Here is a 23,529-nt window from a genome sequence, read left to right on the forward strand (position 1 = left end):
ACGAGTTAATGGCATGGACCACGCCCGCTCTCAGCGGCAACGTGGAGCCCGGCGGGGCAGCAGCAGGAGCGCAAGCCATGTCGAATACGAACATTGTCACAATCGGTATCGATCTCGGGAAGAACACATTCCATGTCGTTGGCCTCGATGCCACAGGCGCAATCACGCTACGCAAAAAGCGGTCGAGAAATCAGCTTGACCAGTCGCTGGGCAATGTTCCGCGTTGCCTGATCGGAATGGAGGCGTGTGCAGGCGCACATCATCTGGGGCGCAAGCTCGAGAAATTAGGTCACCAAGTACGGCTCTTGCCGGCACAGTACGTCAAACCATACCTCAAGGGTCACAAGAATGATTTTCGGGATGCTGAAGCGATCGCCGAGGCCGCTCAGCGGCCGACAATGCGGTTCGTCCCACTGAAGTCGGCCGAACAACTTGATTTACAGGCACTCCACAGAGTTCGCAGTCGACTGGTGACGCAGAGAACGGCGGTCATCAATCAAATCCGGGGCTTTTTGCTTGAGCGAGGGCTACCAGTGCGGCAGGGAGCGGCAGCACTCCGATTGGCGCTCCCCCAAATCCTCTCGATGCCTTCGGAAAGCCTGTCGCCTCAGGTGGTTCGGCTCATCCAGGACTTGGCCGAGGACTGGCGCTATCTCGACCGTCGCGTCGCGTTAGTCACCAAGGAGATCAACAAGCTCGCGGAGCAAGATGCGCATTGTCGCCGCCTGATGAGTGCGCCAGGCATCGGGCCGATCATCTCAAGCGCGATGATCGCCGCGATCGGAACTGGTGATGCGTTCCAGAAGGGCCGCGACTTTGCGGCATGGCTTGGTCTGGTACCGAAACAAATCTCGACCGGTGATCGAACCATTCTCGGTCGCATATCAAGACGCGGCAACCGTTATCTACGAACATTGTTCATTCAGGGAGCCAGAGCCGTACTGCTGAGGCGCCAAACCTGGGCCAGGCACGGCTTCGGAGCCTGGCTGGAGGCAGCATCGAAGCGGCTCCACTCGAATGTACTGGTTGTCGCCCTGGCCGCAAAACTCGCGCGCATGGCCTGGAGCATGCTCGCAAAAGGCCGTGACTACGAAGCGAGTTTCCTGGGCCACACTGCATAGGACGCCCGACCCGGGAAGGAAGACTCACGATCCAATCGGAATAGCACACCATCCCGCCGAGGTTTGCGAGACGGAAAGGACGAATGGAGAAACGGTTCCACCGACACTTCTGAAGCCTGGTTCGACGCCATGGCCCTTCTTGAGGCCGGCGAGTTATTGAGGACAGAAGTGCGCGGATATCCATAATGGCTCGGGGCGACAGCCTCAAATCGAAGCCGGATAGATTGGCGCAAACCGCTTATCCTTTGTCGATTCCTCTTGCAACGCGGGCGTGGTCCATAGATCGGGGTCAAGGTCTCCGTTGCCACGACGCTATCGCACGCCAAAGGTGGCCAGTTCGTCACCCACGTAAAAGCGCTGCCCGGCAACCCCTATGACGGCCATACGCTCAAAACTGTGATTCCGGACATGGAGGCGCTCGTCGGCAACGTCATCGAGCGCATGCTGCTCGACAAAGGCTACCGCGGTCACAATGCCCCGCCCGAGTACAAGTTCAGGGTCTTCATCTCAGGCCAGAAGCGGCGGGTGACCCCCAAGATCAAACGCGAGTTGCGCCGGCGCTCGGCCGTCGAGCCCGTCATCGGCCACCTCAAATCCGAACATCGCATGGGCCGGAACTATCTCTGGCACCGCGAAGGCGACGCCGCCAATGCCGTCCTCGCCGCCGCCGGCTACAACTTCCGCCGCCTGATCCGGTGGCTCGCTCTCTTGCTGTCCCAAATCCTCGCCCCGCTCACGGTTCGACTTCAGCTCGTCACCGGCTGAAATCGGCGTTCTTCACGGACGACTCGTCCTCTGCTCGCATAGCGCCCCACCCGGGTGATGGCTCGCGCGACACGCGAGCCTATCCCTCCGTCGATATACATCGCCGCCTCGCGGCTGCCCTGTAAGGGCAAGCTGAGGCCGTCACACCGCGCGGTTCCATGGCATAAGCGCGTCGATTTCATTGCTCGGCCAACCGTTGGCGATACGCTGAAGTGTTAGGGCGAGCCAGGCGAACGGATCGAGGTTGTTCATTTTCGCTGTCTGCAGCAGTGTTGCGACGGTCGCCCAGGTTTGTCCGCCGCCGTCCGAGCCGGGGCCATAGTGCCGGGTTTCTGACATTCGAAGCCGTGATCACCTATCCGTTCCACCCGCTGGCTGGTCAGACGGTCCTGGTGACGGGTGACCATGAGCACGACGGTCTTCTTTACTTCCTGATTCGGCAACCGCATGGCGGCTCCTTCAAGGTGCCAGGCTGGATGTTTGATCCAGCGGCGAGTTCGATAGAGATCGTAACGGTTCCGTGCCTTCCCGTCAGCCAACTCCTTCAACTGCGTAGTCTGGTTGATCATCTCGTAGCCTGTCGTCCGGTGGAAGAAAGCCCCGGAGGATTCGACGATGAGAAGGCAGTGTCGTGCGCAAATGGATCTGTTCCTTTCCTTAACTCGGCCCGGCGATATGAGTGTGGCCGAACGCCAGAAGGCGGTGGCGCTTCTGCGAGCATTGCTGACGGAAGCGGCGGCGAAGCCGGCCAACGAGCCTCAGGCCAACGGCCAAAAGGGAGCGAGCAATGAGTAAGATCACGCCTGCGCACCTGGCCCGTGCCGCCTTCGTGTATATCCGCCAATCGACAGCGTATCAGGTCGTCAACAATCTCGAGAGCCAACGACGCCAGTATGGCTTGGTCGAGCGTGCGCGGCAGCTTGGCTGGGAAGACGTCCAGCTTGTCGATGATGATCTCGGCCGCTCCGGTGGCGGAACGGTCCGACCGGGCTTCGAGAAGCTACTGTCCGCAATTTGCGAAGAACGGGTTGGCGTCGTGGTATCGCTCGAGGCATCACGCCTTGCCCGGAACGGTCGAGATTGGCACACTTTGCTAGAGTTCTGCGGCCTAGTCGGCACGCTGATTGTTGACGAGGAAGCCATCTATGATCCACGCTCACCCAATGACCGGCTGTTGCTTGGCATGAAGGGCACCATGAGTGAGATGGAGTTGTCGCTCTTCCGGCAGCGGTCCGCCGAGGCCATGCGCCAAAAGGCACGGCGGGGTGAACTTCATTTGACCGTTGCCGTCGGCTACGTGAAGACGGATGACAGCCGTATCGAGAAGGATCCTGATCGGCGCGTCCAGGACGGCATCTTGCTCGTCTTCCGCAAATTCGCCGAGCTCCAGTCAGTCCGGCAGGTGCTGCTTTGGTTCAGGCAGGAGAACGTTCTCGTTCCAGCGATTGTGCAAGGTCGCGGTAAACGCCCAGTCGAATGGAAGGCACCCGTCTATCACACGCTACACCACATGCTGACGAATCCGGTGTACGCTGGCTCTTACGCCTATGGTCGGCGGGGGACACGGGTGACGATCAAGGACGGGCGCAAGCGGATCATGCGCGACACACTCCGGCGCAATTGGAGCGACTGGGAGGTTTTGATCCACGACCATCATGAAGGCTACATTGCCTGGACTGAGTTCGAGAGGAATCAGCACCTGATCGCCGACAACGCCAATGGGAAGAGCTATATGGGTCGCGGCTCGATAAGGCGCGGCGAGGCCTTGCTGCCGGGGTTGTTCCGTTGCGCGCGCTGTGGCCGACGCCTGCATATCCAGTACACTGGAAAGGGCGGGAATACACAGCGATATGCCTGCCGCGGCGCGTTCGGCACCAAAGCGGCCGACAACTGTATCGGCTTCGGCGGCATGCGGGTCGATCGCGCTGTCGCCCAAGAGGTGCTCGATCGACTACAGCCTCTTGGGGTTGAAGCGGCGCTAGCCGCAATGGAGGCCAAGAGCGTGCATCATTGCGACAAGCGTAAGCACATCGAGAATGCGATCCAGCAGGCTCAATACGAAGCCGTCCGGGCACGCCGGCAGTATGATGCCGTCGATCCCGATAACCGGCTGGTCGCCAGTGAGTTGGAACGGCGCTGGAACGAGAAGTTGGTTCAACTCCGCGACCTGGAGGTCCAGCTCGAGACCCTCAAACAGACGCAGCACACCCCAGCGCTTTCCGCCGCGGATCACGCGAGGCTGATGACTCTCGGCAAGGATTTGACCAAGGCGTGGAACAGTCCCGGCGCATCCGTCGAGACACGCAAGAAGATCATCAGGCTGCTTGTCAAAGAGATCATCGTCGATGTCGTTGACGATACATTGGCGCTCATCATTCACTGGCAAGGCGGCGACCACACCCAGTTGACGGTCAAAAAGAACAAGATCGGACAAACCCGCTGGACGGTCGAAGCCGATGTCCTCGATCTCGTTCGCGTATTGGCGAGGCAATTATCGGACACGGCAATCGCTGCGATCCTCAATCGGTCCGGCAAGCTAACTGCACATGGTGCGAGTTGGACACGATCCCACGTCTGCAGTCTCCGGAACATCAACGGCATTCCCGTCTACCGCGAAGGTGAACGAGCAGAGCGCGCTGAAGTGACGTTGGATGAAGCCGCCGACATTCTGAAGGTGAGCCGCACGACGGCCTATCGGATGGTCAGCTGTGGCACCCTTCCGGCCCGGCAGCTGTGCGGCGGAGCGCCCTGGATTATCCAGCTTGCCGACCTGCAGCGAGACGCTGTGTGCCGCGAAGCCGATGCCAGTTGATCACGTCGCCCGATATCTCGAGATCCGCAGCAAAATCTCCTTCCTTTATAAGGGCATCACCAGATGAGCAGTATGACGCGCCAACGTCGCTGCCCGCGAAGAGGCTATTCTTTCTCGTAATTGTTTGTGGCCTGATGGCGCGTTCGACGATGTTGGAGTCGAGCTCGATGCGACCATCGGTCAGGAAGCGATCGAAGATGGCACGGCGCGAGACGGCATAGCGGATCGCCTCGGCCAGTTTTGATTTTCCGGAGATCCGTCGCAAGGTCTGCTGCCAGAGGTCGAAGAGATCTGCGACGATCGCCGCGGAGGCTTTCTGGCGCGCAGCAACGCGCGCGTCGGGGCTTTGACCCCGCACGGTTTTTTCGACCTGCCAGAGCCTTGCCATCTGCTCGACCGTCGTCGTTGCCACTCTCGAGCTGCCTGCAACATGCAGCTCGTGGAACTTGCGTCTGCTGTGTGACCAGCAGCCAGCCAATGTGATGCCATCATTGCCGCGGTCGGATCGCGCGAGCTTGTTATAGGCGGCATAGCCATCCACTTGCAGGATGCGCGATAACCATTGAGATGCCGGACCGCGCATTCGCCGGAGCGGCTGTCTTCGAAGCGATAAGCCACCATCGGGGGACCGCTGCGGCCAAATGTTCGGTCATCCCTGGCATAGGCCCATAAGTAGGCCGTCTTCGTTGATCCGGAGCCGGGAGCAAGCGTCGGCAGGGTGGTTTCGTCGGCAAAGACCCGTTCGGCCTTTTTGACCTCGCTGAAGACGTAGTCGGCCACGATCTCGAGCTCGAAGCCGAGCTTGCCCATCCATTGCGCCATCAACTGGCGGTCGAGTTCAACCTTGTCGCGGGCGTAGATCGCCTCCTGCCGGTAGAGCGGCTGGCCATCGGCATATTTGGCGACGGCGATCTGGGCCAGAAGCGCTTCCCTCGGAATGCCTCCTTCAATGATATGGGCCGGTGCCGGCGCCTGGATGACGCCGTCCGCGTTCTTGAAGGCATACTTGGGACGGCGCGTGACGATCACCCGGAACTTCGCCGGCACCACATCCAGACGCTCCGACACGTCCTCGCCGATCAGCACCTTCTGCTTACCGGCATGCTCAGCCAGCTCTTCCGGCTCAATGACAGTTTCGATCCGTTCCAGATGGGGCGCAAAGCCCTTGCGCCGACGCGGTGCACGCTTGCCGTCCGCTTGCTCACGGCCCTTGCTGACCTGGGCTTTGATCGCAGCGATGCCGGTCTCGATTTCCTCGAAGACCAAGGCCTGCTGTTCATCGTCGCCGTTCGCAGAGCCGAGCTTTTCCGATCGTCGGCCGAACCGGGCGCGGTCGAAGGCCTTCAGGATCTGCGTCAGCCGCTCGATGCGCGCATCGGCATCGGCGTTGCGCGCCTTGAGATCGGCGACCTCGCTCTCCAGAGCATCGGCGCGGGCCGCCTTCTCGGCCATGGCAAGCACCATGGCCTTCAGCGTCTCTACGTCATTCGGGAGGCTGAGATCGGGCGGCGTCATTGACCCGACTAGAGCACATTTTGCTCCGCGTCTCTTGCCCTTTCAGGCCGCTGATTCACTTCGCCGCAGTGCTTTTACCCAACAATCTCCGGCGGCTTGACCGCCACGGTCCGGACCCGCTTCCAGTCCATCCCATCCACCAGCGCCATCAACTGCGTAGGATTCATCTGCACCCGATGATGCCCGATCCGCGGCCAGCAATAGAGGCACACCCCGGAGCCATCCCACCATACGATCTTTATTCTGTCGGCTCTTTTGGCCCGGAACACGTAGAGCGCACCGTCGAACGGATCTGAGCCGGCATCGCGCACAAGCGCAACAAGGCCATCGATACCCTTGCGGTTATGCGGTGCACCGCATAACCGGAATTGGACGAAGCCGCTCCGCGGCAGAACACTCGGCAAGAGTGGTCCATCGTCGGATGAAGGAATGCGGCTGAAGCAACTGTAACTGCTTTGGCGTGCCATGGTGAGACGTAATTTGCAGCGTTCATAGGCTTGGCTTCGAGCAAGATGGCGTTGCTGCCCTCGGGCAGTTTTCGTTTTTTTGCCAAGGAGGCTTCAATGACCCCGCTTCGGTTACGCATGATAAACGACATGCAGATCCGCAACTTGTCAAAGCATACGCAGGATACCTATCTGCTGCAGGTTTCGCAGTTCGCCCGCCATTTTGCGAAGTCGCCGGCTTTGCTTGGGCCGGAAGATGTCCGCGCCTACCAAGTCTATCTGACGAACGAGAAGAAGTTGGCGCCGAAGTCGATCCACGTGACCGTCTCAGCGCTCCGTTTCTTGTACCGCGTCACGCTCGGCTTCGAATGGGATTTCGACCTCATCATTCCGTGTCCAAAGGCGCCCAAGACACTCGCCGTCATCCTCAGCCCCGAAGAGGTGCTGCACTTCCTCGGCTGCGTGGAGAGCCTCAAGCATCAAGTGATCCTGACAACATGCTACGCCGCCGGTCTGCGCATTTCCGAAGCGGTACGCCTAAAGCCGGGGGCCATCGACCGGCAGCGGATGGTGCTACGCGTCGATCAAGGCAAGGGGAAGAAGGACCGTTACGTCATGCTCTCGGCACGGTTGCTGGAGACACTGACCGACTATTGGCGCGCCGTCCGGCCGAGGACGTGGATGTTTCCCGGCGGTATCCCCAACGAGCCGATATCGACCAACGCGGTGCAGGACGCCTGCAGCAAGGCGCATCGGTTAGCCGGCCTTGCCAAGCCCGTGACGCCGCATTCGCTGCGGCATGCCTTCGCCGTTCATCTACTCGAGGCAGGCACTGATCTTCGCACCATCCAGCTCTTGCTTGGCCATCGCAGCCTGTCCACAACCGCGCAATATCTCCGGATAGCCACGAACAAAGTCTGCGCGGCGACCAGCCCGCTGGAGCTGCTGCCGCGCCCAATCCCTAAGGCACCACCACCACCGCCGCCCGAACATTTCTGACGGCGGCCCCATGGGACGCTCAGGTCCGGAAGTGGCGGATATCTTCCGCCGCTATGGTGCTGCCTGGCGCGAGCAGCACTGGAGGTCTCTATCGACCGAACGGCGTGCAGCAATGACGGCGATCGAGCGCTGCCGAACGGCCGCGCTCGGTGGCCATGTCGAGGAGTGCGATCACTGCGGAGAGCGGCGGATCTCCTACAATAGCTGCCGCTCGCGCAACTACCCCAAGTGCCAATCGCTCGCGCGGGCAGAATGGATCGAGGCCCGACAAGCGGAGCTTCTCGATACGCAGTATTTTCACGTTGTTTTCACCATACCCGACCAAATCGCAGCGATCGCATTCCAGAATTCCGGCACCGTGTACGATATTATGTTCCGCACAGCTGCAGAGACTTTGCGGACTATCGCTGCCGACCCCAAGCACCTCGGTGCGGAGATCGGGTTCTTTTCTGTCCTTCATACTTGGGGCCAGAACCTCCTTCACCATCCCCACCTCCATTGCGACGTTCCTGGAGGAGGACTGTCCCCGGATGGCAGCCGCTGGATCGCGTGCCGGCCCGGCTTCTTTCTTCCCGTCGCCGTGCTTTCCCGTCTGTTCCGGCGCCTATTTCTCAGCACCTTGCAAAAGTCGTTCGATACCGGCGAGCTACAATTCTTCTCGTCGCTGGAACCGTTGCGTGATCCGGCTGCGTTTCAGCGTTATCTGAACGATGTCCGCAGAATCAATTGGGTTATCTACGCCAAGCCGCCATTTGGCAGCGCCGAACAGGTTGTGCACTATGTCGGCCGCTATACGCATCGGGTAGCGATCAGCAACAGCCGTGTCATCGATATCGAAGACGGCAAAGTACGCTTTCGATGGAAGGATTACCGCCACGGAAGCCAGCAGAAAGTAATGACGCTGGACGCCGGGGAGTTCATTCGGCGTTTCCTCATCCATGTCCTGCCCGAAGGCTTCAAACGTATTCGCTACTATGGTTTTCTGGGTAACCGCTACCGCAAGCAAAAGCTCGCTCGCTGCCGTGAACTGCTCGGAATGATATCCGCCGATGCTCATTCGGAGCCGGAAGAGCCATCCGATTGCCCCGAGAAGGCTGAGCACTGCAATGCCGCTTCCCTGCGTCAATGTCCATCCTGTCATCAAGGCCACATGGTGTGCGTCGAGGTCTTGCAGCCAGGTTCGTTCAGTGCCGCTCGCTCACCGGACACTTCTTGATGCGAGACCTCGATCAACCAAGAACCGCCACCTTCCATTTCGCAATTCTTCCGGCCGCCGTGGCAGCCGATAGATGCCCTGTTGTCGTTCTTCCGACGTCAAACCTCCGGCGCTTCGCATTTTTCGGCTACTTCGCTTCCCAGATGTCGCTTCCACCCAGTACTTTCGTGATAATGTCCGCTTTGGACTTGTCTCCAGTCCAGATCACGACGTTTCGCAAATAACGGCGCAGTGATTCAACACCCATAGCTGCAGCGGTGTGCCCGCGGCTTCGTCCAACACGTTTTTAGATTACCGGCGCCCCTCGCGAGTGCTCGTGTTGGGTACCGAACCACGCGCCGCCAATCTAAAAACGCTCTCTATTATGCGGAGTGAGACCAACAAAATGTCCGCGGCCGGCACCCTCTTGTCGCCGCGGACTCGGCATAACCGTGCGCTCCGCATAATTGCGGAAGTCGACTGGATGGCTGGCCAAGAACACCTTCACACCAGAGGGGATCATGCCGAACGGACCGCCCGGATCACTCGCTGCAAGTGCGCCTCGTCGACATCTATGCCGGCGCGCATGACGACCTCGCCAATGGCAATCTCGATCACTGCGCCTGCCGCAGACGCCACCACACCCTCGCAACTCGAGTGCCGCGAGCGATAACGCCGCTCGGCCCGAGCGTCACGGCGCCAGGCGAACAGCTGCGACGGGTGAATGCCGATACGGCGGGCGATCGCCGATACGCTCGCGCCAGGCTCCAGCACCTCCGTCACAACTTGCGCCTTGAACTCCTCAGACCAGCGTCGACGAAGCTGCCGCGGCGCTCCCTCAAGACGGTCGGCGACCGCTTCGATCATATGGAAGGTTCTAGTTCCAGAACTAGGCGCAGACATAGAAGCTCACATCGGCTCACAAACTCAGCAGCCGATAGCCGATCGCTCACCCACTCCGCCAGACGGGGTCTCTTTGCCGCTTACGCTGCCTGCGCGGAAGTAGTGGGGGGCGGGGTGGTTTTCCCGCTCAGCCGGAGCGTGGAACATCAAGCCGAGAAGAAAGCTCGGCGCGTTCTGCTGGCGAAGCCGGGCCCGACGATCAGGCTGCCAGAGGCTGGCAAGCGATTCCACCGCACGGGCAATCAGTGTCCGACCTGGGTACCAGACAACGAAAGCGGCGCATCGACGATGTTGCCGCGCAGAGCGTCCACAGCTCAGGCTCCGAGCAGCCTTTTAAAGGTTATCGTCGACTAAGTCGGCAGGAAAGCTCGTTGCGTTCCGGTCGAGAACCCTGGCGCGGCCCCCCTCTAACACTGTATCTGATCCGCCGTGATGACGCGCCTCGCGTAAGCATGCCAACTCCGTAACGCATTCGGCCTTTCGTGCCTATGTGTTGCCGCGCCCAATGGGAATTGTCGACACAGCGAACACCAATATGGTTGTCGCGCAAGCCACGTGCGTTGGTGCGATCGCGTTAGTCCGGCCGTCGTTTAGAAGCGGGTCGTAAACAGCTGAACTCTGTAGCGCTCGATCTGTAGCGCTCAATCTGTCCACAGCCGCGGCCGGGGGATCGGCTGGGGCACTTCGCCGATGAGTTGGATCGGGCTCTCGTCGAAGCAGACCACCGGCCGCTTTGGATTGGACACTCCGGCCGGTGGCGACGGGCCCGGAAGGCCGCCAAAAATGGCGAGCGTCTATCCAACGCCCGCAGCCAAGTCACGCCAGGTTCAACGAGACAAAACCTCTGTATCGAGGCACTAGTTGATCCGAGGGCCTAAATTGAGCCGATTGAAATACCAAGAAGGATCGTCCCCGGACGAATCTGACCCGATATATTCTTCGCACGAACCTTCGTCGGTACCTTCAATCGGATCCTCGCTCTCCGCTTGGAGATACAGTCGAGGCTTGTCTGCCCGCTGCCATTCATCCTGGTCGTTTTTCGTCCACTTATCCGGATGCCGTCTAGGGTCAAGCACGAACTGGTTTTCACCTACGTCAACAAAGCCCATCTGCTGCAGACGGGGCTTCGCTTCATCGTTAGAAGGACGCGACATCAGCAAAGGCCGCTCGCCGTCGAGCCGAAGCTGATGTTCGAGCAGAATATCGCCCGCGTTCTCAACCAGCGGATGAGTAACTCGGAGAGCCACGACAGATGAGATGTTTTTTCGGTCCGGAAAGTGTTCCTGCTGCCACTCTTCGCCTTTGATGCGGAATCCTGGATCCGTCCTCAGAAGCCCGACACTCCTATCGCCCAACTGGTAGCTGAAGTACTGCGAACCCGACTTGTCATTTTCCGTCGCGCCGACTCTAGCGACCATTGCGGTGCTGTCGGCTTTTGAGGACACGAAATCCGAGTACTCTTGTGGATTATCGGCTATGTGCTTGACATCGACACCATAGAAGTTCCTCAGCTCTTGCCTGAACGTATCGCTGTCAATCTCGTAGATAGGAGGCTCGGAGGTGAGGGAATACGGCCGCCTCGCCGACGATGAACCCGACGCGGCGCCTGCAAGCGATTCCCTGAACATCTGGGTATCTGGTGCCTGCCCTGATTCTTCGGCTTGGCCCCCGCTTGTAGATGGGCTGAACGATCCAGTGATTCTGCTATACACGCGCTTTTCTCTCCTATCGTCAAAGTTTGCGTCTGGTTCATTTCGGTAGACTCAACGCTTGCCGGTAATTAGGTGAGAGAGCTGACAACCAGCTGACGCACAGAATGGTTCGTGGCTGCAAGCGCTGGCACGTATTCGCGCTCGTCAAGTGGACCGGACCATGTCGGGACCCACTTGTTTTGCCCAGGTCTACGCTTGTTCGGATTGCGACTGAGCTGCCGCCTGAAGAAGGAAGTAGATGTTGGGTCGGGCTGACAACGTCGTGGTAGAGCACTTGCTTCACATTATTATTCACTCGCTGAAGAGTCGTATCGCACCGACTGAGGAACAGCTCGTGCAGCATTTTGAGTATAGCGGCCATGATTCTCCCGGATTCGCAGACGAATTCGTCGAGACTGGCTCAGTGGTCTCCGATCGACGGCCATCTTGCTTCATCCGCACCGCTCATCACGCTTCTCTTTGGCCTCGGAGCCTGAAAAGCGATGCTCTTCCTCCGCCCAGCTTGTCGGATGGCCCGAGCATGACGATGACCTTCCTTTTCTTAAGCTAGGTAACAGCTGCCCGTCAGCTCTTCGTCAGCTTGTCTGACTATGATTCGCAACCGGACCTAAGCAGCTCGAACTCTCGGCGAAGAGATGCGCCGAAGGAAGATGCGAATCGCCATGTATAATCGAATCAGTGACTCATCCGCACGCGTTAGCCAGGCTCACGAACCGAGTCAGTCCGTGGACAGCGGCAGCTTTACGGAAACACTTGCGGCTCTCGCGCTACAGACGAGCCCACCACCAGGTGAACTGCCCGACAAAATGGGGTGCTGCGTCAGCACGCCACAGGCCTACGATCCAAACAACCCCAGTACATCCTCTCCAGCGCGGCCGAGTACCTCCCTTTTCGAATACAGGACGGCCGAATTGACTGAGGCGAACGTAGGCGGAATCTGCGTTGGGCTAACTGCCGAGTGGCTCGGAAATCTCACGAGCAGTCCCTCAACCCGAATGAATGCGCTAACACCTGGATCGGACATGCACGACTCAGCGGCTGTGCGGCAGCAGCGGTATCAGAGCCTCAAACGTCAGTTGCTAAGCGAGGGAGTAGAAGCATCTCAGGCCGATTTCGAGGCACAAAACACCGTATTGCGCGAAGCAGGTTTGGCGCCAACCGGAAAAGAGAAGGCATACAGCTTCGGTGAGCCTTCGAGCATGTCGCGCATGCTGAAGAAAATAACCGACGACGGATCGAAGTATTTGCTCAGTTTGTATTTCGCCGAACGTACCTCACACACAATTGCAACGTCGGCGTTGGATGGAAGGACCACGCTCTTCGAGCCCAACTATGGAGAATTTACTGTTCGATCAGAGCAGATGTCCGGCTTGTTTGAAAGCCTCTCCAATCGTTATAGGAACCCCAACGGGCAGCATTTGTCGAGAATCACCACTCAAAAGATGCAGTGAGTCGGCACTGCAGTCGCCGTGATTAGCGCCTTTTGCGAAGGCGAGGATGCGTCCTCGCCACGACACTATTATCAAGCAAGAGGCAAGCATGTTCTCCAAAATACCAGACTTCAATCATTTCTCCTGGGAGTCGGACTGCGAGGCTCCGCCCGAGGCGGCTAAAGCGGCAAAGTCGTACCGGAATCGAATTCTGAAATCCTCACTACGACGCGCCCACAAATATTCGGCTCTCAGCGTTCGATCACTAACTGACCAATCTCTCTCATCTCACCAACGCAATATCCATCTCGCTGATCTGAGGCGGGCAAATTGGACCATTTTTGGCTAGAGTTTTTCGCATCGATTCCCCGGCTGGGAGGAGCGAAGAACGATGAAAGCCTCAAGATTTTCGGACGCCCAGAAGGCGTTCATTCTGAAGCAGGGCCAGGACGGGATTTCGGTGGCCGACATCTGCCGCAAGGCCGGAATCAGCCAGGCGACTTATTTCAACTGGAAGAAGAAGTATGACGGGCTGCTGCCGACCGAGATGCGACGGCTGAAGCAACTCGAGGACGAGAACGCCAAGCTGAAGAAGCTGGTCGCCGATCTCAGCCTCGACAAAGAGATGCTGCAGGACGTGATCCGCCGAAAGCTATGAAGCCTGGCCGGAAGCGCAAGCTGGTCGACGAGGTTTGCGGTGAGTGGCAGGTGTCGATTCGCAAGGCTTGTCAAGCCCTCGAGTTCGATCGATCGACCTACCACTACAAATCGCGTCGCTCCGGCCAGGCTGCCCTCGAACACCGGATCAAGGAGATCTGCCATGTCCGTGTCCGCTACGGCTATCGTCGTGTTCACGTCCTGCTGCGTCGTGAAGGTTGGCGCCATGGTCAGAACAGAACGCGCCGCATCTATCGCGAGTTGGGCCTACAATTGCGCAGCAAAACGCCGAAGCGCCGGGTCAAGGCCAAGCTGCGCGATGATCGCAGGCCTGCCACGCGGTCGAACGAGACCTGGGCGATGGACTTCATCCACGATCAGTTGGCGACGGGACATAAGCTGCGTGTGCTCACGATCGTCGATATCTTCTCCCGCTTCTCGCCGGCGCTGCAGCCACGGTTCACCTTCCGCGGCAGCGACGTCGTGGCGATACTGGAAAGGGCCTGCAGGGAAGTGGGATTCCCGGCGACGATCCGCGTCGATCAGGGCAGCGAGTTTGTGTCGCGCGATCTTGATCTGTGGGCCTACCAGCGCGGCGTCACGCTGGACTTCTCGCGGCCCGGCAAGCCGACTGATAATGCGTTCGTCGAGGCATTCAACGGTCGCTTCCGGGCCGAATGCCTCAACACCCACTGGTTCCTCAGCCTCGCGGACGCCCAGGAAAAAGTGGAGAATTGGCGTAGATACTACAATGAAGAACGCCCCCATGGAGCAATCGGCAACAGACCGCCGATTTTGCTGCAGAACCGCGCTGGTGCCACCAGCCCGCCAACGTGTTTAGAGACGTAAAACTCTAGTTTCGAGTGGTCCAAAGTTCGGTCTCGCTGCATCGCCCCCCGAGACTCTAACCGCCGCTGGATGAAAACTCAGTGGCAGGTCAAGGGCATCAATTCTCTTGCGGTAGATTCTCGATGGCTCGACGGAGCATGATTTCGATGCACCGAGCGCAGATGAGTTCGACGTTTCCAGCTGGTGGCGCAAGAACGCTCAGGTTGCGTTTCGTTGGCATCGATATGGCCTAATGTTCTCTTCAGCCGATCAACGATCGATTTTCAGCCTCAACTTGCTCGTCGTACATAGCTTGGCAGCAGGAGGGCATCTGATGGTTGAGCCCTGGATAACCACCTAGCTGTCGATGGAGTGTGCCTGAATTCAATTCGATTGAGGGCGCTCCCCGCAGTTCGGCCTCGCGCAAGAGCCTCTGGAGTTCCTTGCGAAACTGAAACTGCTCTTTCGTTGCCAAGGCGACTCTCCTAACGCAGCAGATCGTATCGAAGGTTGGAGTCTCCATCATTTCTCGTCTGCTGCTCACTATGCGACTGGGAGGCTGGTTAGATCGTCCTACCAATCTGAGCTACGTGATAGCTGTCAAATTCAAACAGCCTAGAATCCTGCAAAGCATGCCGAGCCAAGGGGCCCGTTGCGGTGTCGCCCTTACGCAACTGCTTGGATTTCGCAGAACTTTTCAGTCGGAGTGATTTGAATTTCTACCAAGAAGAACGGAAATTCGACCAGATTGCCTAGACGCGCGCAAAGTAGCTCTAAGCCTCGCCGATAGTAGTCGAGCGTTGCCGAGGTGGAACCGATTGACGGTGTGAACTTGAAATGGGCGAGTTGAGGACGCTTTCCGCAGGTGCGCGCGGCCTCGTGGGCCGACGCAGCCCGATGCAGCATTTGATACTCGCAATCGACAACATTCTCGGGAGCGATTGTGCCATTGGCGTCAGTAGTCCGATCCAGCCAGACAGTACCTTCCCTCGATTGCTTTCCTCAGCTGATTGTTTTTTAGGAGTGGACCTCTTGAGCCAGGCAGCAACGGTCTCGTAGGATGGCTCGGTCCATTTTGCTTCGACCGCAAGGCAATGTGAGGCAGAGAAGACCATGATGTCGGTGTGAGAAGGCTTGCCTCTACCGATCGGAGGTCTGACGGTAAATTCAAAATGCCAATTCGTCGGGCTCGCGACATGGCACTCCTCCAAGATGTCGCGAAGGGTTTCCTGCCCATGCTTCACGAGCAAGAGCAAGGGAATGGTTGACCGGCTGGGCGAGTTGAACTCTTTGGAAACGGTCTCCCAGGCGGCGATTTCGCGGCGCAGTCGCTTGGGGTCGTCGATCCTGCGATCGAGGCACTGTCCCTGTAAGACGCCGATCTCGATCTCGACCATGTTGAGCCAGCTTGCGTGCTTGGGGGTGTAGTGGAACTCAAGCCGGCGCAGAATCCGTCTGGCTTCGGCAGGCGGGAACGCCTGATACAGGGCGCCGGCGGAGTGGGTCGATAGATTGTCTTGGACAACCCGGATGGTCTCGGCGTCGGGATAATGGACGTCGACGAGTTCGCGCATGCATTGGGCGTAGTCTTCTGCCGCACGCCGCTCCGTGACTTTGACCTTGCGCCAGGGGCGATGCACGTCGAGCAGGACGAAGAGGTTGACGGTGCCATTGCGACGATACTCGTAATCGTAGCGTTCGAGCCGACCGGGCTCGGCGGGGATCGGCTGACGCGCCTCGCCGATGAGCTGCACCGGGCTTTCATCGAAGTACACCACCGGGTGCTCGGGGTCGGGCGCCTCGGCGTAAAGGTCGAGCACGTCTTCCATGCGGGCGACGTATTCGCCGTCGACCAGCGGAATACACCACATGTCTTTGCGCCAGGGTTTGAGACCATTTTCGGCCAGACGCCGCCGAACCGTCTCGCGAGACAGGCTCTTGTGCTCGGTTAGCTTGACCATCGCACCTGCCAGCAGCTTGAGCGTCCAGCGGGCGCGGCCCTTGGGCGGACCGGCACAGGCGGTCGCCACCAGTAGAGCTTCTTCCTTGCCCGTGAGTTTGCGCTCCGCTCCGGTGCGCGGCTCTTCGCTCAGCGCCCGCTCCAGATTGCCCTCCATGAAGCGTCGCTTGGTCCGGTACACCGTCGAGCCGCCCACACCAACGCTCCTGGCGAACTCCTCGTCGCTGGCCCCGGCATCGGCAGCCAGCAAAACCTGGGCCCGCTTGAGCTTGCGGGACGCATGCTTGCCGCCGCCCAGCAGCGTCTTGAGCTCGGTGCGCTCGACTTGGCTCAGTTCGACCCGATAGCGTACATTCATGCCGGCCTCCTTGATCGAGGCGAGCACGAACAACTGAATCGGATGGCCGGCGTGAATCCTTCGGCAAAAACCTTCACGCCCAAACAGGGGCAGTACCTTGCCTTCATCCACCTCTATACGCGGCTGCACCGCAGGCCCCCGGCGGAAACCGACATGCAGGAATATTTTCGCGTCAGCCCGCCCTCGGTTCACCAAATGGTGCTGACGCTGGAACGCGCCGGCCTCATCAGAAGACAGCCAAGGACGCCTCGCAGCATTGAGGTTCTCGTCGATCCCATAAACCTGCCGGAGCTAGTCTGACCGCCCCAGATCCAACCGGTCAAAATCACTGTGCAGAGCCACTAGATGGCCCGAATATGTCGCGTGGCTTGCTGATCGAGTTGCAAAATTCAAGAAAGCATTTGAGCCACAAATTAGAAAGCTGAACTTTCCGGTGGGCCAAGCCCCCGAACTGCAAGCCTAACAGCGGCGCATGCTTTATCCCGCCTCGATAGGCGCAGCGAGAGCCCGAAGTGTCATGCCTGTTGTTCAGGGCGTCAGTACTCTCTCGCCAAGCGCCAACGCGGCATATTTCCGCGCCGTCCAATCGCGCTCTTCTCGCCACTGCTCGAAATCGGCTTCCGCTCGCTTAGACAAGAACACCGTCCATTCCGCCAAGAGCGCGACACGCGCGCTCTCGAATGTCGCGGCTGTGCCGGAGGTGATTCGGCCCGGGATAGAAGCCGCATCGCCATTGCCATGGATCGCTCTCGGCCGGATTGCCCGCTGCGCAGGCCGATGCTCCCGACGTGGACATCGCCGTAGTAGATCATCGTCCGACTCACCGAATTGATGGTCGTGATGCTGGCGCAGCCCGATGCCGCCGGCGCAGATCTCAGAAAGCCCGTAACCGCCAGCGGCTGGCCGCTCACGCCCGCCGGCTGAGGCGGTGAATAAAGAAACGGGGGCTTCGGCCCCCGTTCACTTGTTGCGCCAGTCGCTCGTCCTTCTGGTGCTTTCAAGAAGTTTGGCTCGCTCGGCTGCTATGGTCCATTCAATCGGCTGGGCTCGCTCTCGCGTTATGGTGCTCTCAGGCTCGATGGCTGGCCTACATGTATTAGGCGCAATGCCAATTTCAATGACGGAGGGCGCGGGCTTCGGTCCCTCACCCTAGGCCGCCGCTTCACGCTGGCGGGCCTTGTAACTCGTAAAGCGATCCCGTCTGTTCCATGTATGACTTTGGTGCCCATTAAGATAATGGGCTCAAAAAGCACACTGGCGCGCGCCTACTCTTGAGAGTCCTCGGGGTCCACGATCTTGATGGCGATCCCCGGCCGATCCGGCGGAGCTTTGTTGTCAAGCTCCTTCAGCTTCCACTTGGCCAGTTTCATCTTGTTCTGAAACTCTCGACGCTGCGGCGATCCCTCCTCATGCGCGTGAACCGCGTCACTCCTGACGGCGCTCGATGCCATCGCTGGCAAGGTCATTAACAATGCCGTCAACGTCTCGATCCTCAGGATGATGCCGATCTTGCGGTTCGCGACGTCGAATACGATGAGCTTGACCGCAGTTCCGTCGGTCGCAGTCTCGAAATTGACCAGTCTTCTGAACCTCGATTTCGGTTGTCATATCGCGCCTCGTTCCTCCTTCGGCGCGTAGCGCATCGGCGCGGCGTCGGAACTCCGTTTCTTCGCCTCAAATTCCGGACGAGTTCGATTTGAGAGCAGAATTCGGAGTGACCACCGGCGGCGAAGGGTTCGAGCTGCCAATCTTGATCAGCAAGGGAGCCGAGGAGCGATGTCGCTGATTGATCTCAATGTGATTGCAGCCGTGCGTGGGGATGGCCCGGATCCGAAGCTGCGCGAGCTGCTCCAGCGGGCGGCTGTGTCGCCACATTACGAAGTGGTGGTGCGGTCCGATGGAATGCTCCAGGCTGGGCCAAGTCCGGGAACCGGGGAAGTGGAGATAGCGTCGGCGGTTGAGGTCGAGCTTCAGCAGCTCCTGGATGCTCAGGCGAGGTGACGGAGGCGCTGTTGTCGGCGGAAGCGTGCCCTATAAAGGCGCCGGGTCGACAGACGGCCTTCCGGGGTGGTCTCAGCCAGCGCCCGCTTTCTTCCGACGTGGCGGTCGAGCTTTTTACCTTGGCAGTAACCGTGGCTTTTTTGGGTCTCGGAAGGCCGAAATGCTTTATCTTTACGGAAACCGTAGCGTCTGAGCGTGGGGTCAAAGGACGGGTTTCGCGATGTAGAACGTGGCACGCAAAGCCCAACCGCGCGATGTCAAACGCAAAAAGTGACAAAGGCCCTTCATTAGATCGTAACCTGAGCTGAATGTCTGTATCGGTCGTTGCGCCTCCAGGATTTAAGCCTACTGGGAATCATCCAAGTCCGGCGATGATTGCGTGCAAACGGCGGCTTTTGACGAACTACAAAGGATCGCCGTCATGATTTAGGCTGCCCTTCGATAGGAAAACAGGGCTTCGGAAATAGTGGGTCCAGCGATGTAGCGGACCCCCGCTACCAATCGTACGATTTTGCACGCCAATCTACGATTTTGTACGATTTTCCTTCGCTGGATGGTCGCGCTTCGAACTCGATGCGCCCGTTAGCTCGCCTGCAGCATCTTTTCGATCTTGCGGATTTCGGCGCGGAGCAGGCGCGCGATTTTCTCGATGCGCTCCGGCGGAAGCCTGCTCTCGATGGCGGCGATGCTGATCGAACCCGCAAGCCCACCATCGGCATGGCGCACGGCCATGCCGACAGCAGCGATGCCAAGCGCGCGGTGCGGATTGACCGCGTATCCGCGGATGCGCGCGGCTGAAACAAGCTCTGCCAGCTGTGCCGGCGTGATGTCGCCGTAATCCTTCAGTCGCGGCGCGTTGGCGGCGAGGATGCTATCGGCTTCTTCTTCCGGCAAGGCGGCGATCATGGCGACGCCACCGCAGCCGACACCGAGCGGAATGCGGCTGCCGACATCGACGGTAAAAGCCTTGATGGGAAAACTGCCGGCCCTGCGCTCGACGCACAGTGCGTCGTTGCCGCCGCGTACGGCGAGGAAAACCGTATCGCCCGTCTGATCGGCAAGAAAGTCGATCGCCTGGCGCGCGAGTTCGCGCAAATGGAATCGCGGCTCTGCCAGCAAGCCAAGCTCGTAGATGAACGGGCCAAGATGATAGCGGCGCGTGGTCTCCTGCTGGCTCGCCATGCCTTCCGCGATCAGGCCTTGGAGGATGCGATGTGCGGTCGGACGCTCGAGTCCGGTCTCGCGCGCAATGTCGGCCATGCGGGCGCCGGATTGGCTGCGTCGCGCCAGCGCGCGAAGCACGGCGGCGGCGCGCCCAATGCTTTGAGTGCCGCTGGGTTTGCTGGTATCTGCCGTCGTCATCAGATTGAGTCCACTATATGGATCTAATAAGTGCGGTGGCCGCGCAAAATGAGGCCATTGACAAGCCGTATAGAGTGCTTCACAAGCCGCGCCTACAATCAGAATTGAAATATAGTCCATAATGTGGACATGTCAAGTCGCGGAGGAAGCTCGTGATGAGCAGGAATTGGTTGGGGGCGTTGGTCGCTTCGTTCGTGGTGTGGGGCATGTCGAGCCCGGCCGCTCAGGCGGACAGCTACCCGTCGAAGCCGATTCATCTCGTGGTCGGCTATGCGGCCGGCGGCTCGACTGACCTTGTTGCGCGCGTGGTGGGGCAGCGGTTGGCGGAGGCGCTGGGTCAGCCGGTGGTGATCGACAACCGGCCGGGTGCAGGCGGGACGATTGCATCAGACCAGGTGGCGCGGTCCGCCCCCGACGGCCACACCATCTTCATGAGCACCATAGCCAACACCATCAACACCAGCCTCTATCCGAAACTGCCGTTCGACTTCGCCGCCGACTTCGCGCCGATCAGCCTTGTCGCGACGGTACCCAATGTTCTCGTGGTCAATCCCGATCTGCCGGCGACCAATCTGAAGGAATTTATCGCGCTGGCGAAGAGCAAGCCGGGTCAACTCAATTTCGCCTCATCGGGCACCGGTTCATCGATTCATCTGAGCGGCGAATTGTTCAACATGGTGGCGCAGGTGCAGCTTGTGCACGTGCCCTACAAGGGCAGTGCGCCGGCGGTGGTCGATCTGATTAGCGGCCAGGTCCAGTCGATGTTCGACAATCTGTCCTCATCGCTGCCTTACATCAAGGCTGGCAAGTTGCGGGCGCTCGCGGTGACGAGTGCGCAACGTTCGGCGGCGGCGCCGGATATCCCGACGATGGCGGAGGCCGGTTTGCCGGGCTGCGAAGTGACCTCCTGGTTTGCGCTGGTGGCGCCGGCGAAAACGCCGAAGGCGATCATCGTACGCCTCAACGAGGAGGTGCGCAGGATCCTCGGAGAGCCCGCCGTCAAGACGCGTCTCTCCGAACTCGGCGCCGACGTCGCGCCAAGCACACCTGAAGAGCTTGCCGCGCTGATCGCGTCGGAGACGGCAAAGTGGGCCAGCGTCATCAAGGCCTCCGGCGCCAGCATTGAATGACATCCGGCGATCGCGCGCCGCGACACGTTTCCTGATTTTCCAATGGAGTGATTGAGACCATGAACCAGCATGTTGACATCAAGGCCGAGTCCGACGTCGGCCTCCTGGAGATCTCTGGCGGCGAGGCGATCGCCCGCATGATCCAGGCCTTCGATGGTGGCGCGATGTTCGGCATGGGCGGATTTCAGCTTTTGCCGTTCTACGATGCGGCGCGCCGCTTCGGAATGCGCCATTATCTTGTCAATGACGAGCGTACCGGGATCTTCGCCGCCGATGCCTATGCCAAGGTGTCGGGGCAAGTCGGTCTCGCCGACGCGACCCTTGGACCGGGCGCAACGAACCTCGTGACCGGACTGATGGAGGCTTTCAATTCGGGCACGCCGCTCGTGGTCCTAGTCGGCAACACCCACCGGGATCACTCCTGGAAGAACATGACCCAGGAATGCCGGCAGACCGACGTGCTGCGTCCGGTGTGCAAGGACGTGATCCGTATCGAGCAGGTCGCTCGCATCCCCGAGTTGATGCGCCGCGCGTTCGCCGTGGCGACGTCGGGTCGGCCGGGGCCGGTGGTGGTGGACATTCCCGAGGACGTCTCGCATGCCGTTCATCCGTTCAACGCAGCTGATTTTTATGGCGACGCGATCTATCGCGGCGCGCCGGCATTGCGCGCCCGTCCGGACGGAGCGAGTGTTGCCCGTGCTGCCGAGCTGATCGCCGCCGCCAAGGCGCCGATCATTCTCGCCGGCGGTGGCGTTCATCTGTCCGGCGCCAACGAGCAACTCACCGAGTTCGCCCGCGCCTACAATTTGCCGGTGGCGCACACGCTGACGGGCAAGGGCGCGATTGCCTGTAGCGATCCGCTCAACGCCGGCCTGTTCGGCCGCTATGACCGCTTCGCCAATCAGCTCATCGAGGAGGCCGATCTCCTGCTGGTGGTCGGCTGCAAGCTCGGCGAGATTGCGACGAAGCGCTACACGGTGCCCGCGCCGGGGAAGCGGCTGATCCATCTCGACTGTGTCGCCGAGGAATTCGATCGCACCATGCCGGCGAGCCTGCGGCTGTGGGGCGATGTGCGGCTCGGCCTTGCCGATCTCGCGGCGGCGCTCGCGCCGGAACAGCAGCGGCTGCGCGCGCTCTGGGCGGGCCGGCCGGCGGACACTGCCGAGCGGATGGCCAACTGGCGCCGCAAGGTCGGCGCGCGTCTCAACTCCGAGGAATGCCCGGTCGACATTGCCCGCCTGATGACGGAAATCAACGCGGCGCTGCCCGCCGACGGTTATCTCGTTGCCGATGGCGGCTTTGCCGCGCATTGGGGTGGGCTGTTGTTGGACACCAAGCAGCCTGGCCGCGCCTTCGTTCCGGATCGCGGATCGGCCTCGATCGGCTACGGCCTGCCGGGCGCGATCGGCGCGGCGCTGGCGGCGGCCGGGCGTCCCGTCTTCGCGCTCACCGGCGACGGCGGCTTCAACATGATGATCGGCGAATTGGAGACGGCGCGCCGCCTCGCGCTCGATTTCACGATCATCGTCGTCAACAATGCTGCTTCGGGCTACATCAAGGCGTTGCAGCACCTGATGTACGGCGCCGGCGCCTATCACGCCTCGGACCTGAGCGAGACCAACTACGCCGACGTCGCTACGGCGATGGGCTGTCATGGTATCCGCGTCGAGCGCCCCGATCAGCTCGCGCCCGCCTTCAAGGAAGCGCTGTCGCATCGCGGCAGTCCCACGGTGATCGACGTGGTGGTGACGCGCGATCCCGCCAAGATGCTTCCCGGGGTCGACAGCCGGACCGTGAAGATCAAGAAGGGCGACCGGATTGCGTAAGACGGCCGAAATCATGACCGATCACATCACGGGGCATCATCGCTCGACGTCCCTGATCCGTCGCCTCGGCAAGGATCGGATCGGCGCCCTGCTGCTGATCCTGATCGGGGCGGGCATCGCCCTTACGGGGATGACCTATCGCATGGGCACGGCGACCCGCATGGGACCGGGTTACATGCCGTTCTTCTACGGCGTGCTGATGGTGCTCGTCGGCGTCGCGATCGCCGTCACGGCGAGACCGGTCGACGAACAGCGGGGTGATGTCGTGCCGGTCAACTGGCGGGCCTGGCTGTGCATCCTCGGCGGTCTTGTCGCGTTTGCGGTCATTGCCGTCTATGGCGGTCTGGTGCCGGCGACCTTCGTCGCCGTCTTCGTCGCGGCGATGGGGAGCAAAGCCAATTCGATACGCGACGCGGCGCTGCTCGCGGCCGGACTCGCCGTCGCCGCGGTGTTGGTCTTCAGCTACGGACTGAAGCTACAGCTTGCGCTGTTCGCTTGGGGTTGAGTGG

19 protein-coding genes and 6 pseudogenes are annotated in these 23,529 nt (G+C 60.1%); 14 read left to right on the forward strand and 11 right to left on the reverse strand.

Annotated elements, in window-relative coordinates:
- Window positions 1–77: 77 nt before the first annotated feature.
- Both AYJ54_RS40740 and AYJ54_RS40745 read left to right on the forward strand, forming a co-directional pair.
- Window positions 78–1,121 (forward strand): IS110 family RNA-guided transposase, encoded by a 1,044-nt coding sequence (locus AYJ54_RS40740; protein ID WP_063705421.1) that lies wholly within the window; start codon window positions 78–80, stop codon window positions 1,119–1,121.
- Window positions 1,122–1,406: 285 nt separating this feature from the next.
- A pseudogene (locus tag AYJ54_RS40745) lies at window positions 1,407–1,886 on the forward strand (IS5/IS1182 family transposase); the annotation flags it as partial.
- A gap of 141 nt (window positions 1,887–2,027) precedes the next feature.
- On the opposite strand, the pseudogene AYJ54_RS40750 reads toward AYJ54_RS40745, so the two are convergent.
- Window positions 2,028–2,198, reverse strand: a pseudogene (locus AYJ54_RS40750) (transposase domain-containing protein); the annotation flags it as partial.
- 35 nt (window positions 2,199–2,233) lie between these two features.
- Here AYJ54_RS40750 and AYJ54_RS54350 point away from each other — a divergent pair.
- From AYJ54_RS54350 to AYJ54_RS40755, 3 genes and pseudogenes are all read left to right on the forward strand, one after another.
- Window positions 2,234–2,446, forward strand: a pseudogene (locus AYJ54_RS54350) (DUF5372 family protein); the annotation flags it as partial.
- A gap of 79 nt (window positions 2,447–2,525) precedes the next feature.
- The gene (locus tag AYJ54_RS50965) at window positions 2,526–2,681 is read left to right on the forward strand and encodes a hypothetical protein (protein ID WP_161491941.1); all 156 of its coding nucleotides are present in this window, start codon (window positions 2,526–2,528) and stop codon (window positions 2,679–2,681) included.
- On the forward strand, window positions 2,674–4,698 hold the full coding sequence (locus AYJ54_RS40755) for a recombinase family protein (RefSeq protein WP_063708134.1): 2,025 nt from the start codon (window positions 2,674–2,676) through the stop codon (window positions 4,696–4,698). Before AYJ54_RS50965 ends, AYJ54_RS40755 begins: the two co-directional genes overlap by 8 nt.
- Before the next feature lie 79 nt (window positions 4,699–4,777).
- On the opposite strand, the pseudogene tnpC reads toward AYJ54_RS40755, so the two are convergent.
- Window positions 4,778–6,213: pseudogene (gene tnpC / locus AYJ54_RS40760) on the reverse strand (IS66 family transposase); the annotation flags it as partial.
- Between the two features lie 74 nt (window positions 6,214–6,287).
- Entirely contained in the window at window positions 6,288–6,617 is a 330-nt protein-coding gene (gene tnpB / locus AYJ54_RS40765; RefSeq protein ID WP_161491942.1) for an IS66 family insertion sequence element accessory protein TnpB, read from the reverse strand.
- A gap of 159 nt (window positions 6,618–6,776) precedes the next feature.
- Here tnpB and AYJ54_RS40770 point away from each other — a divergent pair, with 159 nt between their 5' ends.
- Window positions 6,777–7,658 (forward strand): site-specific integrase, encoded by an 882-nt coding sequence (locus AYJ54_RS40770; RefSeq protein ID WP_063708225.1) that lies wholly within the window; start codon window positions 6,777–6,779, stop codon window positions 7,656–7,658.
- 10 nt (window positions 7,659–7,668) lie between these two features.
- On the forward strand, window positions 7,669–8,874 hold the full coding sequence (locus AYJ54_RS40775; RefSeq protein WP_063708135.1) for an IS91 family transposase: 1,206 nt from the start codon (window positions 7,669–7,671) through the stop codon (window positions 8,872–8,874).
- A gap of 498 nt (window positions 8,875–9,372) precedes the next feature.
- On the opposite strand, the gene AYJ54_RS40780 is transcribed toward AYJ54_RS40775, so the two are convergent.
- Both AYJ54_RS40780 and AYJ54_RS40785 read right to left on the reverse strand, forming a co-directional pair.
- Window positions 9,373–9,720 (reverse strand): transposase, encoded by a 348-nt coding sequence (locus AYJ54_RS40780; protein WP_063708136.1) that lies wholly within the window; start codon window positions 9,718–9,720, stop codon window positions 9,373–9,375.
- A gap of 893 nt (window positions 9,721–10,613) precedes the next feature.
- A complete protein-coding gene (locus AYJ54_RS40785; RefSeq protein ID WP_063680214.1) occupies window positions 10,614–11,384 on the reverse strand; it encodes a hypothetical protein in 771 nt (256 codons plus the stop codon).
- Window positions 11,385–12,274: 890 nt separating this feature from the next.
- Here AYJ54_RS40785 and AYJ54_RS40795 point away from each other — a divergent pair.
- A complete protein-coding gene (locus AYJ54_RS40795; RefSeq protein ID WP_245315736.1) occupies window positions 12,275–12,919 on the forward strand; it encodes a YopT-type cysteine protease domain-containing protein in 645 nt (214 codons plus the stop codon).
- A gap of 370 nt (window positions 12,920–13,289) precedes the next feature.
- A protein-coding gene (locus tag AYJ54_RS40805; protein WP_136624281.1) for an IS3 family transposase occupies window positions 13,290–14,404 on the forward strand; the annotation gives its coding sequence in 2 pieces (ribosomal slippage) (window positions 13,290–13,551 and window positions 13,551–14,404; 1,116 coding nt in all).
- Between the two features lie 241 nt (window positions 14,405–14,645).
- Here the strand turns inward: AYJ54_RS40805 and AYJ54_RS50235 are convergent.
- From AYJ54_RS50235 to AYJ54_RS40810, 3 genes and pseudogenes are all read right to left on the reverse strand, one after another.
- The gene (locus tag AYJ54_RS50235; RefSeq protein WP_136624282.1) at window positions 14,646–14,858 is read right to left on the reverse strand and encodes a hypothetical protein; all 213 of its coding nucleotides are present in this window, start codon (window positions 14,856–14,858) and stop codon (window positions 14,646–14,648) included.
- Window positions 14,859–15,156: 298 nt separating this feature from the next.
- Complete coding sequence (locus tag AYJ54_RS54355) at window positions 15,157–15,711, reverse strand: DUF6946 family protein (protein ID WP_488226337.1); 555 nt, start codon at window positions 15,709–15,711, stop codon at window positions 15,157–15,159.
- Window positions 15,685–16,701, reverse strand: a pseudogene (locus AYJ54_RS40810) (IS630 family transposase); the annotation flags it as partial. The pseudogene AYJ54_RS40810 and the gene AYJ54_RS54355, both read right to left, overlap by 27 nt.
- On the opposite strand from AYJ54_RS40810, the gene AYJ54_RS40815 reads away from it, so the two are divergent.
- Window positions 16,669–17,001: a LexA family protein gene (locus tag AYJ54_RS40815; protein WP_347336760.1), complete on the forward strand. Its 333-nt coding sequence runs from the start codon at window positions 16,669–16,671 to the stop codon at window positions 16,999–17,001. The pseudogene AYJ54_RS40810 and the gene AYJ54_RS40815 overlap by 33 nt on opposite strands.
- Before the next feature lie 965 nt (window positions 17,002–17,966).
- Here the strand turns inward: AYJ54_RS40815 and AYJ54_RS40820 are convergent.
- Window positions 17,967–18,182 (reverse strand): hypothetical protein, encoded by a 216-nt coding sequence (locus AYJ54_RS40820; RefSeq protein ID WP_136624283.1) that lies wholly within the window; start codon window positions 18,180–18,182, stop codon window positions 17,967–17,969.
- Between the two features lie 295 nt (window positions 18,183–18,477).
- Between AYJ54_RS40820 and AYJ54_RS40825 the strand changes: the two genes are divergently transcribed.
- Window positions 18,478–18,702: a hypothetical protein gene (locus AYJ54_RS40825; RefSeq protein ID WP_063681260.1), complete on the forward strand. Its 225-nt coding sequence runs from the start codon at window positions 18,478–18,480 to the stop codon at window positions 18,700–18,702.
- A gap of 582 nt (window positions 18,703–19,284) precedes the next feature.
- Here the strand turns inward: AYJ54_RS40825 and AYJ54_RS40830 are convergent.
- Both AYJ54_RS40830 and AYJ54_RS54185 read right to left on the reverse strand, forming a co-directional pair.
- Entirely contained in the window at window positions 19,285–19,797 is a 513-nt protein-coding gene (locus AYJ54_RS40830; RefSeq protein WP_245329261.1) for an IclR family transcriptional regulator, read from the reverse strand.
- Window positions 19,798–19,926: 129 nt separating this feature from the next.
- Window positions 19,927–20,184 (reverse strand): annotated as a pseudogene (locus tag AYJ54_RS54185) (hypothetical protein); the annotation flags it as partial.
- 35 nt (window positions 20,185–20,219) lie between these two features.
- Between AYJ54_RS54185 and AYJ54_RS40835 the strand changes: the two are divergent.
- From AYJ54_RS40835 to AYJ54_RS40845, 3 genes are read left to right on the forward strand one after another with little or no spacing between them, the layout of a single operon-like run.
- Complete coding sequence (locus AYJ54_RS40835) at window positions 20,220–21,194, forward strand: Bug family tripartite tricarboxylate transporter substrate binding protein (protein WP_063708140.1); 975 nt, start codon at window positions 20,220–20,222, stop codon at window positions 21,192–21,194.
- A 59-nt stretch (window positions 21,195–21,253) separates the two neighbouring features.
- Window positions 21,254–23,020, forward strand: a complete 1,767-nt coding sequence (locus AYJ54_RS40840; protein ID WP_063708141.1) for a thiamine pyrophosphate-binding protein — start codon at window positions 21,254–21,256, stop codon at window positions 23,018–23,020.
- Window positions 23,021–23,033: 13 nt separating this feature from the next.
- On the forward strand, window positions 23,034–23,525 hold the full coding sequence (locus tag AYJ54_RS40845) for a tripartite tricarboxylate transporter TctB family protein (protein WP_063708142.1): 492 nt from the start codon (window positions 23,034–23,036) through the stop codon (window positions 23,523–23,525).
- Window positions 23,526–23,529 lie beyond the last annotated feature (4 nt).

Source organism: Bradyrhizobium centrolobii (assembly GCF_001641635.1).
GTDB lineage: Bacteria > Pseudomonadota > Alphaproteobacteria > Rhizobiales > Xanthobacteraceae > Bradyrhizobium > Bradyrhizobium centrolobii.